This is a genomic window from Microterricola viridarii (genome assembly GCF_001542775.1).
GTDB lineage: Bacteria > Actinomycetota > Actinomycetes > Actinomycetales > Microbacteriaceae > Microterricola > Microterricola viridarii_A.
Window position 1 is genome coordinate 2,879,773 of record NZ_CP014145.1, and the last position, 13,723, is coordinate 2,893,495.

The following is a 13,723-nucleotide window of genomic DNA, read 5'->3' on the forward strand; positions in this document are numbered from 1 at the left end:
CGACAAGCTCAATCAGCGGGGGTGGGATCAATCAGCGGGGTGGCATCAACCGGCGGGGGTGGCATCAACCGGCGGGGTGGCATCAACCGGCGGGGGTGGGAGCAACCGGCGGGGCCGGACACACCCGTTGGCTCGAGGGAGCTTGCGACCGAAGCCAACAGTCCGACCAGCAGGCGTAGGCTCAATGCGGCGCACGACCAGGAGGCACGGATGTTCAGCAGTTACGCGGCGATCGGCGACAGCTTCACCGAGGGTATGGGTGACGAGCTGCCAGACGGCGCCGTGCGCGGCTGGGCGGACTTCGTCGCCATCGGTCTCTCCCAGGCCGCCGTCGCGGCCGGCAACGAGCCGATCGGCTATGCCAACCTCGCCATCCGCGGCCGCAAGCTCGGCCCGCTGCTGGCCGAGCAGCTGCCACCCGCGCTGGCAATGAAGCCGCAGCTGCTCAGCCTGAATGGCGGCGGCAACGACATCATGCGCCCCAAGGTGCTCATTGATGATGTGGCCGAGCAGCTCGTGCAGGCGGCCAGGCAGGCGACGGATGCCGGCATCCACGTGCTGCTGCTCAGCGGCGCTAACCCGGGCATGCACCTGCCGATGGGCTCGGTCATGAACCGGCGCGGCGACGAGCTGGCGGCGGCCGTCACCCGGCGGTTCCCGATCGAGAACATGACGTACGTCGACAACTGGTCCGACCAGGAGCTCACGAAGATCGAGTATTGGTCCAGCGACAAGCTGCACCTGAACGCGCTCGGCCACGCCCGCGTCGCCGGCAACGTGCTGCGCGGGCTCGGCATCGCCGTCCCGGACGCCTGGGGTATCGACGAGGCGACACTCTCGCGGGCGAACCCGCGCAACAACCTCGGCTACTACCGCGACTACGTCGTGCCGTGGATCGGCCGCCGCCTCACCGGGCGCTCCTCCGGCGACGGCCGCGCGCCGAAGCGGGCCAGCCTGCTGCCCGTCGTCGTCGAGGGCATCGCCGAAGCGGGCACCGGCGCGTGAGCGACCGTTCGGTCTTCATCGCGGGGCCGACCTCCTGGAACCACATCGTGCAGCTGGACGAGCTTCCGGCTCCAACCCCGCACATGCAGTTCGCCGGGGCGGACTGGCACACGCTCGGTGGCACCTCGGCCGGCAAGGCCCTGCACCTGGCCGGGCTCGGCGTTCCCGTTGCCCTGCACACGCTGCTCGGCGATGACGCCGATGGAGAGCGGATCCGTGCGCTGCTCGGCGGGGTCGCCGGCATCGAACTGCTCGCGACGACCGTGAACGGCCAGAGCGAGCGCCACCTGAACCTGATGGACCCGCACGGCGGCCGCGTCTCGCTCTACCTGAGCGCGCCGGCTGCGCCCGAGTTGGCGTCTGCGCCCGGGTCTGCGCCCGCGGATACCGGTGCGCTCGCCGCGCGCACGGCCCTCGAGTCCGCGGCAGCCGTCGTGCTCGACCTCGCTCCGCTGAGCATCCCGTTGCTCGCAGAGGCCCGGGCCGCCGGGGTTACGGTGTGGACTGACATCCACGACTATGACGGCAGCGCCAGCTTCCACCAGCCGTTCATCGACGCGGCATCCTGCGTGTTCATGAACGCAGACCGGATCGGTGACCCGCTGCCCTTCGCCCGGCAACGCATCGCGGCCGGCAGCCGCCTCGTCGTCTGCACGCTCGGTGCAGACGGGGCCGTCGCGGTCGACGAGCACGGCGAGGTGCATCGGGTGGCCGCGGTGCCAGTGCCAACGATCGTCGACACGAACGGTGCGGGCGACGCGTTCTTCGCTGGCTACCTAGCGGCGAGCCTGCGCGGAGCCACGACTCCAGAGGCACTCACGGCAGCGTCACGGCAGGCCGCCCTGGCCCTCGGAACACGGCACCTCAGCCCGCTGCTTGAGCGCATTCTGAAGGGCTGACACTCGACAGCGGGGGCGGCAGAAGGCCGCCCGGCGTTGCCTAGTCGAACTTCTCAAGCAGGTGGATCGGCAGGCCGATCGACAGCGCGACGACGCCGATGCCGCCGGCGAACATGATCATCTCGGCGCCGGGCGTGCTGAACGCGTAGCCCATCAGAAGGAGCCCACCGATGAATCCAAGAATTGCCAAAATCGCAATGAAGCCGTTCATATCGGTGTCCTCCGCTGTATCGCTTGCTCGCGTGCTCTGCACGTGTCTTCTCCAGTCTGGCATGGATCCCACGGCGCGGCCGCTTTGCGGGTGGTGGGGCCAGGAGGCAAGCTAGACTCCCCGCCCGCGCAGCTTCGGGCAGCGAATCGGGAGCAGATTTATGGAACCCACCGTCCTCGGCGTGATCGCCGTCGCCCTCATCGTCGGAGCCGCCGTGCTCGGCCGCAAGACGGGGATCGCCTCCGTGCTCATCCTGCTCGTCGGCGGCATCGTGATCGGTTATCTGCCCGGCACCCCGCCCGTCGACATCCCCCCGGAGTGGATCCTCGCCGGCGTGCTGCCGCTGCTGCTCTACTCCTCCGCCGTGAACGTCGCCTTCACCGACTTCCGCCGGAACCTCCGCGCGATCACCGGCCTCTCTGTAACCCTCGTGGTCGTCACCTCGGTGATCGTCGGCGGGGTGCTGTACCTGCTGCTGCCCGGGCTCGGCTTGGCCGCGGCGATCGCGCTGGGCGCCGTGATCAGCCCGACGGATGCCGTCGCCGCCACCTCCATCGCCAAACGGCTCGGCCTGCCGAACCGGCTGGTGTCGGTGCTGGAGGGCGAGAGCCTGGTGAACGACGCGAGCGCCCTGGTGTTGCTGCGCTCGGCGGTTGCTGCCACTGCCGGCACCGTGAGCCTGTGGGAGGTGGCCGGCGACTTCGTCTACGCCTCGGCGCTCGGCGTCGGCATTGGCCTGCTGGTCGGCTTCGTGACGGTGTGGATCAGGGCCCGCATCAGCGAGCCCGTCGTCACCACCACGATCTCTTTCGCGATCCCGTTCATCGCGTTCGTGCCGGCCGAGCACTTCGGCGCATCCGGCGTGATCGCGGTCGTGGCGGCTGGCCTGGTCACCGGCCACCGCGGTGCGAGCCGCTTCGCCGCCAACCAGCGCATCAGCGACCACACCAACTGGGCCACCGTGCAGTTCATCCTGGAGCACGCGGTGTTCCTGCTCATGGGGCTGGAGCTGCACGCGCTGATCGAAGACGTCGCGGCGGAGCAGGGTGGTGTGCCGTTCGCGCTGCTGCTCGGCCTGGCGCTCACGGCAATCGTCGTCGTCATCCGCTTTGTTTTCGTGTTCCCGCAGCTGGCCTATTTGCGTCGCTTGGAACGCAAACAGGTCGAGCAGGGCGATCTGCACCGCGACAACATCCGCGGCTTCGTCGAAGCCGCCCCCGCCGAGACGGAGCGGCAGGTGCGCCGCAAGCGCGGCCTGCTGCGGCGGCTGCGTAAGCGCGAGGCCGACAGCGACTTCTACCGCACGGAGGGGTTGGAATGGCGCGAGGGCCTCGTGATCTCGTGGGCGGGCATGCGCGGCGTCGTCACGCTGGCCGCCGCGCAGTCGCTGCCGGCCGAGATCCCGTTCCGCAGCACGCTGATCCTCGTGGCTTTCGTCGTGGCGGTCGTGACGTTGTTCGGGCTCGGCGGAACGCTGCCGGCCGTCATCCGCAAGACCGGGATCAGCGCTGCCGACGAGGCGCGCTCCGCAGAGACGCACGAGTTGCTCGACGCGGTGAACCGTGCAGCGGTCGCGATTCTCGACGACCCGCGCCAGACGACGATCGACGGCATGCCGGCCGACCCGGTCGTCGTGGAGGGCTTGCGTGCCCGCTACCGGCGACCCGCCCAGCTCGAGATCGACGAAGACACAGAGAGCCAGATCGACCAGCGCTCGCAGATGCGCATCCTCGACGAGCGGATGCGGCAGACCGCCCGCGCCGAGCTGCTCGATGCGCGTGCGCTCGGCAGCTTCAGCTCCGAGGCGATCGCGGCCGTGCAACGCGTGCTCGACATCGAGGAGTCCCGCTTCGACGCGCTGTGAGCGCCGTCCCCGCCGGGGATAAGCCCCTTCTCCGCTGGTTGAGCTTGTCTTGTCCGCTTGTTGAGCCTGTCTTGTCCGCTGGTTGAGCCTGTCTTGTCCGCTGGTTGAGCCTGTCGAAACCCCGCTCAGTGTCCCGCGCTGTCAGGGCTTCAGTCGCTGGCGCTCCTTCCAGCCCACGGGAATCCCCGGTCCGCTGGTTGAGCCTGTCGAAACCCCGCTCGTGCCACGCCCTGTCAGGGCTTCAGTCGCTAGCGCTCCTTCCAGCCAACGGGAATCCCCGTCCGCTGGTTGAGCCTGTCGAAACCCCGCTCGTCGTCCCCTCTTTCCCGGCGGCTGAGGGAGCGAGGAACGAGCGACCGAAGCCCGGTTTCCAACCCGATCACCCCTCGCCGTTTCCGACCAGCGGATTCTGCGCGACGAGGCCCTGCTCGAGCTCACCGCCGGTCCCGGCATCCGGGCAAAGAAAAAGCTCCAAGACGGCGAGATCTTGGAGCTTTAAACGTGGGCGTTGGCCCTGTAGCTGAGGCGGGGATCGATCCCGCGACCTCACGATTATGAGTCGTGCGCTCTAACCATCTGAGCTACTCAGCCTCAGCCCTATGTGAGACACAAAGCCAGGGCCCCGACCGGGATTTGAACCCGGGACCCCTTCCTTACCATGGAAGTGCTCTACCACTGAGCTATCGGGGCGAAACCATCTTGCGGTGATGACCACTGCGTTTTGGCAACCTGACAAGAATACCAAAAGATTTGAGTGCTTTTGACCGTCAGGGTGTTTCAACGCCCGAAAGTGCCCAGGCGGCGAAGCCGGCACCCGCAGAAGCGAGCGTGATTTCGGTATCGGATGCCGCGAGGGCGACGCCGTGCGAACCGTCAACTTCCGCGCCAAATAAGGGCTGTGGGGCGTTCGCGTCGCGGAGTGCGCCGCCGAGTGCCGCCCGCGGGATGCGCACCGAAAACTCGCCACGCCCGGCTGCAACAAGTACAGAATTCGTCGCAGATTCGCGCACGAACACGAGCACATCGTCGCCGATGTGCAGCCAACGCATTCCGCCGCCGTTCAGGGCAGGCTGGCTGCGGCGCAGCGCGATGAGCTCGGCGTAGAGGCGGGTGGTCTGCTGCGCGAGCGCCGCCGCATCCGTGGCCGGCTCGCCCTCCAGCAGCGCCCACGGAATCGGCGTGCGGGAGGCCTCGCCGTCTTCCCCGGTCAGGCCGAACTCGTCGCCGGCGAACACGACGGGGATGCCGGGCAGCGTCACCGAGAGCCCGAGCGCGACGGGAACGGCGCCCGGCAGCGCGCTGGTGGCGAAGCGCGGGGTGTCGTGGGTGTTCAGCGCGTTCAGCGTGCCGAGCCGCGTGCGCCAGGGGAAGCCGGAGACGAAGCGGTTGTGTGCCTCGAAGAACTGCCGTCCGGTGAAGACCGGCACCCTGTTGCCGGCGAACCCGATGCCGCCGGCCGCCTGGCTGCCCGGGTTCATCAGCCAGCTCCACAGCGGCCGGGTGAACGTCGTGTAGGTCATGGCGCCGTGCCAAGCGTCGCCCTGGAAGTCGCTGGCGGCGTCGTTGGTCGACTCCCCGAGCAGGATCGTGTCTGGGTTCACCTCGACCATTGTGCGCCGGATCGTCTGGCGCACCTCGGCGTTCAGGTCTTCGGCGCCGAGCCGGCCGGTCATGTTCGCGACGTCGATGCGCCAGCCGTCCAGGTTGAACGGCGGCTTGAGCCAGCGCGCGACGACCGAGTCCGGCCCCTCGATGAAGCGGCGGCGCAGCTCCCCGGACGCCCAGTTGAACTTGGGCAGGCTGGGCACGCCGAGCCAGGACTCGTAGCCGTCGTTGTCGGCATCCCGCCAGTAGTAGAAGTCGCTCTCGGGCGCCTCCGGGTGGTGGTGCGCGGCCAGGAACCACTCGTGCGCGTCACCCGAGTGATTGCTGGTGAGGTCGCCGATGACGCGGATGCCGCGGGCGTGCGCCGCCTCGACGAGCCGCACCAGCGCCTCGTCGCCGCCGAGCAGCGAGTCGACGGCGTCGAAGCTGGTGGCGTCGTAGCGGTGGTTGGAGCGCCCGGCGAAGACAGGGGTCAGGTAGAGCAGCGTGATGCCGAGCGCGCCCAGGTGGTCGAGCCGCTCGGTGACGCCGTCGAGGTCTCCGCCGTAGAACTGGGTCGACCTGGCCGGTGGGGTGAGCTGGACGGGGTCGCCCCACGCTGCGGCGATCGCCCAGGACGGCAGCGGACGATCCTCAGCGGCCGCAGAACGCGCGAAGCGGTCGGGGAACACCTGGTAGAGCACGCTGGAGGCCATCCACTCCGGCGGGGCGCCGATGCCCTCCGGGCTGGCGACGAGCTTGAAATCCTCGGAGTCGAGAGGCTCGGTGTCGTGCAGCCCCGCCGCGTTCAGCCAGCGCTGGGCCGGGTTGCCTGCGCCATCCGGTCCCGTCAGCAGGAAGCGGTAGCCGTGCACCGGATTCTCGACCTCGACCTCGGCCTGCCACCAGTCCCAGCCGCCGCGTTCCCCGAGCAGCTCGGCCGGGGCGAAGCGCGGCTCGTGGTTCGGGTTCGAGCGCACGCTGACCGCCTCGAGCGCGCTCAGCCCGAGCCCGGCCGGCCCCGTGGAGCCGGCCGGGACGCGCAGCCGCACCCGCACCCCCTCGCCGAGCGCGGGCGTCTGCGTCGAGACGTGGAGCGGGGATCCGTCGTGGTGAGGTGCGAGCATGAGCCCATTCTCCGTCTCGTGCGGTGGTGAGTGGCCGAGTGGCGTGCCTTACTTGACCGAACCGGCGGTCAGGCCGCCGACAATGTACTTCTGCAGGAACAGGAAGACCGCCATCACGGGCAGGGCGGCCATCACGGCGCCGGCGCTGAACGCACTCCAGTCGGCGTAACGCGGGTTGGACACCAGCTTGGTGAGGCCAACGGCCAGCGTCTGCTTCTCCGGGTCGATCAAGATCACGGATGCCACCACGAACTCGTTGATTGTGGCGATGAAGCTGAGCAGCGCGACGACGGCGAGGATCGGTGCGGCCAGGCGCAGGATCATGGTGAAGAAGATGCGGGCGTGGCCGGCCCCGTCGATCTTCGCGGCCTCGTCGATAGAGGCCGGGATCGTGTTGAAGAAGCCGTACATCAGGTAGGTGTTCACGCCGAGGGCACCGCCCAGGTAGACCATGATCAGGCCGAGGTGGGTGTTCAGGCCGAGCGCCGGGAACCAGTCGCCGATGCTGGACATGAGCAGGAAGATCGCCACGACGGCGAGCAGCTGCGGGAACATCTGGATGATCACGATCGACACCAGGCCGAATCGTCGCCCGCTGAAGCGCATCCGCGAGAACGAGTAGGCGGCGAGGCCGCCGAGGAACACGGTCGCGAGGGCGGTGATGCCGGCCACGATGAGCGTGTTGACGAACCAGTCGGTGTACGGGATATCCGGGCTGTTCAGGATGCGGGCGTAGCTGTCGAGCCCGATGGCCGAGAACAGGGCGTTCGAGCCGGTCAGCGTGCCCTTCGGATTCAGCGAGGAGGAGAGCACGAACAGCAGCGGGAAGCAGGAGAAGACGACCATGATCACGCCGACGATGTGGCGCCATCCGGTGGCCTTGAACCAGCGGCCGAAGTTGAACGGGCGCTTCTCGACGCGTCGCGCGCCGGGCGTGCTCGTGATGGCGCGGGTCGACATGTCGTCGGTGCCGGGGGTCTGGGTCAGTGCGCTCATTAGTTGAGGTCCTCCAGCGCCTTGGTCTTGCGGAAGCTGATGATCGAGATGATGGCGACCACGATGAAGATGAGGATCGTGAACGCGCTGGCCAGGCCGTAGTCACGCGTCTGCCCGGTGAACGCCACCTTGTAGACCATCGAGATCAGGATGTCGGTGTGCCCGACCGGTATCGGAGCGCTCGAGTCGCGCGGCCCGCCATTCGTCAGCATGTAGATCAGGTTGAAGTTGTTGAAGTTGAACGCGAACGAGGCGATCAGCAGCGGCGCCAGCGAGACCAGCAGCAGCGGCAGCTTGATCAGCCGGAACACGGCCCACGGTTTGGCCCCGTCGACGGTCGCCGCCTCCTGCAGCTCCTCCGGGATCGACTGCAGCGCCCCGGTGCAAACCAGGAACATGTAGGGGAAGCCGAGCCAGAGGTTCACGATCAGGATCGAGACCTTCGCGAGCGTCGGATCGGTGAGCCAGGGAACGGCCGCCCCGCCAAGCAGCACCTGGTTGATGAACCCGAAGCTCTCGTTCATCATGCCGGCCCAGACCAGCGCAGAGAGGAAGGACGGGAAGGCGTACGGCAGGATCATCAGCACGCGGTAGAACTTGCGGCCGCGCATGCGCATGTCGTTGAAGACGATGGCCAGGAAGAGGCCGAGGAAGAAGGTCGTCGCGACCGAGACGATCGCGAAGACGAAGGTCCAGATGGTCACGTAGACCAGCGGGCCGCGAATGCTCTCGTCGGTCAGCGCGCGGACGAAGTTGTCGGCGCCGACGACGACCTGCCAGCCGGGCAGCAGCTGCTGGCCGTCATCCGCGGTGAATGCTCCGGAGCCGTTGTCGGTGTACACGGTGCCGGTGGCGGTGTCGGTCATGGTGCCGGCAGCCTCGTCGTACTCGAGGTTCGAGACGTAGAGGTAACCGCTGGTGCCGTCGGGCGTGCGCAGCGCGCCGTCGTTGGGGTCTTCGGATGCCGGCACGGAGAGGGCCGTGATCGCATCGCTCTGGGCCAGGATCTCCTGGAAGGTGAGCGCGGTGTAGCCGTCGAGGCCGACGGCCTTGCCGCCGTCCATCTGGGCGTTGTCGACGGGGTGCAGCGGGGTCTCGGCGTTGCCGACCATCACCTCGCCGTTCGGCTCGGTGACCAGGAGGTTGAGGGTGTCGCCCTGCTCCAGCACGGTGACCGCGTAGGTCGGCGAGTCTTCGACGCGCTCGAGCGCGGAGCTCATCAGCGCGGAGACGGCCTGCTCCTTGGTGCCGTTGTGGCCGGTGCCGTAGTTGGTGAAGCCGATGTAGGCGGTGTAGCCGAGCACGAACACCTGGAAGATCAGCAGGAAGATCACGCCGGGGGTGAGGTACTTGGCCGGCAGCTTGCGCTTGCCCAGGTAGATCCAGTTGATCAGGCCGGTCGCCACGACGACGACGCCGATCACCAGCCACTCGCGCTGGGCCAACAGGATGAAGATCGCGGTGAGCGCCAGCGCGTCCAGCACGCCGAGGGCGATGATCTTGACCAGCAGCACCTTGATGCCGACGGATGCCGCATCGGCGATGTGGCCGGCCTGGCGTTGCCGTTTGCTGGGCTTCTCAGGGGTGGGCTCGTCGACGTCAGCGGAGACGTTGTTGGTCATGGTGCTCATTCGTTGCCTGTTCTTCTGCTGCCTGCTGATGTGGCCCGGCCGTGAGAAAAGCCGGGGCGGATGCGTGCGGCATCCGCCCCGGCTGAGGGGGTGTTACTTGTTGATCGCTGCCTGCACGTCAGCAGCAAGCTTCTGCCACGTGGCGACAGGGTCTGCACCGTTGATGACGTCAGCCTCAGCGATGCCCCAGTACTGCCAGACGGCGCCCATCGCGGGGATGGCGGGCATCGGAACGGCCTGTGCACCGACGGCGGCGAAGCCGGCGATGATCGGGTCGGCGGATGCGGTCTCTGCAGCGGCCTTCAGCGCGGGGAGCACGTTGCCGGCCTTGAACAGCTCGAGCTGAACCTCTTCGGTGCCGATGTAGTTGACGAGGAAGTCGTTGGCGGCAACCTTGTTCTTCGACTCGGCGGAGAGGTAGAAGCCCTTGACGCCGGCGAACGGCGATGCGACCTCGCCGGTCGGGCTCGGCACGGTGTCGATGGCGACGTTGATGCCGCCGTCGATGGCCGCTCCGACGTTCCACGGGCCGGTCAGCCAGAAGGCGGCCTTGCCATCGAGGAAGGCCTGCTTGGCGATCTCACCGTCGATGTCGGTGTTGAAGACGCCGGTGCCGTTCTTGCCCTGGGCGCCGAGCCAGGTGGCGAACTGCTCGCCGCCCGCGCTGCCGATCTGCAGGTCGGTGGCGTCGTAGCCCTTGTCGTTGGTGCCGAAGACGGGGGCGCCGAAGCCGGTCTGGAACGGGTACAGGTGGTAGGGGTTGCCCTCTGCGCCCTGCTCGACGACGAACGGCTGCTCGAGGCCGGCTGCCTTGCCCTTGGCGATCATGTCGTCAAAGTTGGCGGCGGGCTCGGGGATCAGGTCTGCGTTGCGCAGCACGGCGATGTTCTCGACGGCGTAGGGCAGCAGGTAGACCGAGCCCTCGTAGGTGGCGGCGTCGATCGCGATCGGAAGGTAGTTCGCGGCGCTGTCACCCAGCTCGAGCGGGGCGACCACACCGTTGGTGGAGAGCTCGCCGGCCCAGTCGTGGGCGCCCATGGTGATGTCCGGGCCCTTGCCGGTCGGGACCTGCTGGATGAAGTCATCCTTGATGGTGTTGTTGTCCTTGGAGACGAGCTTGACCTCGACGCCGGTCTTCTCCGTGTAGGAGGCTGCCGCGCCCTTCAGTGCGTCCACGCGCTCGGCGTCGACCCAGACGGTGAGCGTCCCGGCCGAGGAGGCGGATGGCTTGTCGCCGGCGGGGGCGTCACTGCCACCGCTTGCGCAGCCCGCGAGAGCCAGAGTTGCAACGACCGCGACTGCACCGGCAGCCAGCAGGCCCTTCTTTTTCACCATCATTGGTGTGTGCCTTTCTTTGAGCGCTGTGAGTGGCCTCGCAATCGCTCGTCGCACTAGAAGTGCAGCTGACGCCCGAAAGGCCGTTCTCTCGATGTGCTGCCTGTCGAGGTAGAGCCAACAATGCAAGCGATTACATGTATACCCGTTCGTGAGAGCATTCACAAACTCCCGTGATCTGATCGTTATCCATGCTGACAGGCCCCTGAAGCTTGGCTGTGAGCCAGCCCTCGCGCGGCGTCTGATGCAATCGTTTCCATTTCCTCGGGAATCGGCCTAAAGTATCCGACATGACATCAGAGTGGTGGCGCACTGCCGCGATTTACCAGATCTATCCTCGTTCCTTCGCCGATGCGAACGGCGACGGCATGGGCGACCTCGCCGGCATCAGCTCCCGGCTCCCCGCTCTGGCCGAGCTCGGCATCGATGCCATCTGGCTCTCGCCGTTCCAGACCTCGCCGCAGCGCGACGGCGGCTACGACGTGGCCGACTACTGCGACGTCGACCCGCTGTTCGGCACGCTCGCCGACTTCGACGCGATGCTGGCCGAGGCGCACAGCCGCGGCATCCGGGTCATCATCGACCTCGTGCCCAACCACTCCTCGAGCGACCACCCCTGGTTCCAGGCCGCGTTGGCGGCCGGCGAGGGCAGCTCGGAGCGCGCCCGCTACCTGTTCCGCGACGGCACAGGCGAGAACGGCGAGCTTCCGCCGAACAACTGGGAGTCGGTGTTCGGCGGTCGCGCCTGGACCCGCGTGACCAACCCGGATGGCACCCCAGGCCAGTGGTACCTGCACCTCTTCGACAGCTCGCAGCCCGACTTCGACTGGTCGAACGACGAGGTGCGTGAGATGTTCCGCGACGTGCTGCGGTTCTGGCTTGATCGCGGCGTCGACGGATTCCGCGTCGACGTGGCGCACGGCCTCGTCAAGGCCGACGGGCTGCCCGACTACACCCCGCCAGCCGAGGGCGGCAGCATGGGCGGCGCCGCTGGCATCGAGGGGCTGAACGAGGGCGCCCTCGATGAGCTGCCGAGCGCTCCCTACTGGGCGCAGGATGGCGTGCACGAGATCTACCGCGACTGGCGCGCACTGCTGAACGAGTACGAGGGTGACCGCATCCTGGCCGCGGAGGCCTGGGTCGACCCGCTGCCGCGCACCGCACTCTGGGTGCGCCCCGACGAGATGCACCAGGCGTTCAACTTCGCCTACCTCGAGACGCCGTGGAAGGCCGAGCCGCTGCGCCAGGTGATCGACGACTCGTTGGCGACGTTCGCCTCCGTCGGCGCACCGAGCACCTGGGTCCTCTCCAACCACGACGTCGTGCGGCACGCCTCGCGCCTCGCCTTGACGGCCGAGAACCCGCAGGGCCACGGCATCGGCCCGAACTCGAAGGGGCTGCCCATCCCCGCGCTCGGCCTGCGCCGGGCCCGCGCGGCCACCGCGCTCATGCTCGCCCTGCCGGGCAGCGCCTACATCTATCAGGGCGAGGAGCTCGGCCTGCCCGAGGTCATCGACCTGCCGGACGACGCCCGCCAGGACCCGACCTGGTTCCGTACAGAGGGGCAGCGTTACGGCCGCGACGGATGCCGCGTGCCGCTGCCCTGGGAGTCTGCCGCGCCGTCCTACGGCTTCGGCCCGACGGACGCCTCCTGGCTGCCGCAGCCGAGCGAGTGGGCCGAGCTGGCCCGCGACCAGCAGAGCGGCGTCGAGGGCTCGACGCTCGAGATGTACAAGCTGGCGCTCGCGCTGCGCAAGCAGCACGCGCTCGGCGCAGGTGAGCTGGAGTGGCTGGATGCCGAGGCGCTGGGCGCCGACACCGTTGCGTTCCGCAACGGGGCCGTGACCGTCATCGGCAACACCGGCTCGACGCCGGTCGAGCTGCCGGAGTCGCTCGGCGGCACGGTGCTGCTCGCCAGCGGCCCGCTCGAGGCTGCCGACGACCGCCGCCTGCTGCCCGCCGACACGACCGTCTGGCTCACCGCCTAGGCACAGCCTCAGAAAAAGCAGGAGGACAGCCCTGCCGACCGCCCATGCGGTGTCGGCGCGGCTCTCCTCCTGCTTTTGTGCACCCGCCACGACCGGCGTGCCGCAGAAGCAACTGCTGTCGCCTGGCCCGTGTTTCGCTCACCACACCTGGCCGCGATGCACACCGCGGCGCACCAGGGCCAGCAGTCCGGCCTCAACGCGCTCACGCTGATGCATGACCATTGCGTAACTCACCCGCACCACCAGATAGCCACGCTGGATCAGTTCCCAATCCCGCTCCCGGTCCTCCTCGAACCGTCCCGCGTGGAAGCCGCGCCCGTCCAGCTCTACGACCAGGCGGTCCCCGATCAGCAGGTCGACGCGGCCGACTCCGGCGATCTGTACCTGACTGCGCAGGCGCACGCCGTGCGAGCGCATCAGCAGCCGCACGATCGTCTCGAGGCCGGACTGGCTTCCGGCATCCGCCTTGTCGACGCTCGCCCGCCGCGTTGACAGAATCAGCGCCTTCAGCTCCGGCAGTTGCCAGACGCCGAGCTTGCCGCTGTTCAGCGCCGAGTCCAGAGCGACGAGGGCGGACACCTCGTCGGAGCAGTTGAACATCTCGGCGAGGGCCCGGAGCAGCGGGTCTGCCGCGATGCTCACCCGCTCGCTTCTGTAGTGCACGCAGACGCCGTGCCGTCCCGGGACCAGCCGCCCGCCGCCGCTGGGCGCCGAGAGTCGACTCGTGCTCGAGCGCACTCGCAGGTGCAGGAGCGGGTCGGCGATCGTCCAGAGGCCGTATAGCGCGGCCGCTGAGGCGCCGGTGAGCGTGCCCCCGACACGCACGGCCCGCACCAGCTCTGCCGGAGCCCCGGCGCAGGCAAACCAGCCGTTGCGCACACGAAAGACCTCGCCACGACGCAGTGCCGCGGCGACGGCTGAACGACTGACACCGGCGCGTTCCAAGCCAGAGTAGTGGGCGACTCCTCCGAGGGAGGCAAGAACCTGAGAGACAAGGGCGATGGGCATGCCTCATCGTCTCCACGCCGGCCGCAGTGCGACGAGCGCGTCTGCGAGCTGTGGATAGCCGCCGGGCGAACGGGC

Annotated in this window: 10 protein-coding genes and 2 tRNA genes; 4 read left to right on the plus strand and 8 right to left on the minus strand. The window is 68.3% G+C overall.

Translation table 11 applies throughout. The features are described from left to right. Positions 1-210: 210 nt before the first annotated feature. Complete coding sequence (locus tag AWU67_RS13145) at positions 211-1,005, plus strand: SGNH/GDSL hydrolase family protein (RefSeq protein WP_067229903.1); 795 nt, start codon at positions 211-213, stop codon at positions 1,003-1,005. Next, entirely contained in the window at positions 1,002-1,904 is a 903-nt protein-coding gene (locus AWU67_RS13150) for a carbohydrate kinase family protein (protein WP_067229906.1), read from the plus strand. Before AWU67_RS13145 ends, AWU67_RS13150 begins: the two co-directional genes overlap by 4 nt. Positions 1,905-1,944: 40 nt before the next feature. On the opposite strand, the gene AWU67_RS17395 is transcribed toward AWU67_RS13150, so the two are convergent. Beyond that, positions 1,945-2,115, minus strand: coding sequence for a hypothetical protein (locus AWU67_RS17395; RefSeq protein WP_160329760.1), 171 nt, complete (start codon positions 2,113-2,115; stop codon positions 1,945-1,947). Between the two features lie 160 nt (positions 2,116-2,275). On the opposite strand from AWU67_RS17395, the gene AWU67_RS13155 reads away from it, so the two are divergent. Continuing rightward, positions 2,276-3,979 (plus strand): cation:proton antiporter, encoded by a 1,704-nt coding sequence (locus tag AWU67_RS13155; protein ID WP_067229910.1) that lies wholly within the window; start codon positions 2,276-2,278, stop codon positions 3,977-3,979. A gap of 517 nt (positions 3,980-4,496) precedes the next feature. Here AWU67_RS13155 and AWU67_RS13160 read toward each other — a convergent pair. From AWU67_RS13160 to AWU67_RS13185, 6 genes are all read right to left on the minus strand, one after another. Continuing rightward, positions 4,497-4,570: transfer RNA gene (locus AWU67_RS13160), tRNA-Met, on the minus strand. A gap of 27 nt (positions 4,571-4,597) precedes the next feature. Beyond that, positions 4,598-4,669 (minus strand) — tRNA-Thr (locus AWU67_RS13165). Between the two features lie 77 nt (positions 4,670-4,746). Then, entirely contained in the window at positions 4,747-6,690 is a 1,944-nt protein-coding gene (locus tag AWU67_RS13170) for a glycoside hydrolase family 13 protein (RefSeq protein ID WP_067229914.1), read from the minus strand. Between the two features lie 48 nt (positions 6,691-6,738). Beyond that, positions 6,739-7,686, minus strand: coding sequence for a sugar ABC transporter permease (locus tag AWU67_RS13175; protein ID WP_425339186.1), 948 nt, complete (start codon positions 7,684-7,686; stop codon positions 6,739-6,741). Continuing rightward, complete coding sequence (locus AWU67_RS13180; protein ID WP_067229917.1) at positions 7,686-9,308, minus strand: ABC transporter permease subunit; 1,623 nt, start codon at positions 9,306-9,308, stop codon at positions 7,686-7,688. Before AWU67_RS13180 ends, AWU67_RS13175 begins: the two co-directional genes overlap by 1 nt. A 102-nt stretch (positions 9,309-9,410) precedes the next feature. Then, entirely contained in the window at positions 9,411-10,655 is a 1,245-nt protein-coding gene (locus AWU67_RS13185; RefSeq protein ID WP_067229920.1) for a sugar ABC transporter substrate-binding protein, read from the minus strand. Between the two features lie 287 nt (positions 10,656-10,942). Here AWU67_RS13185 and AWU67_RS13190 point away from each other — a divergent pair, with 287 nt between their 5' ends. After that, complete coding sequence (locus AWU67_RS13190; RefSeq protein WP_067229924.1) at positions 10,943-12,640, plus strand: glycoside hydrolase family 13 protein; 1,698 nt, start codon at positions 10,943-10,945, stop codon at positions 12,638-12,640. Positions 12,641-12,778: 138 nt separating this feature from the next. On the opposite strand, the gene AWU67_RS13195 is transcribed toward AWU67_RS13190, so the two are convergent. Next, entirely contained in the window at positions 12,779-13,648 is an 870-nt protein-coding gene (locus AWU67_RS13195; protein ID WP_067229927.1) for an endonuclease domain-containing protein, read from the minus strand. Between the last annotated feature and the right edge of the window lie 75 nt (positions 13,649-13,723).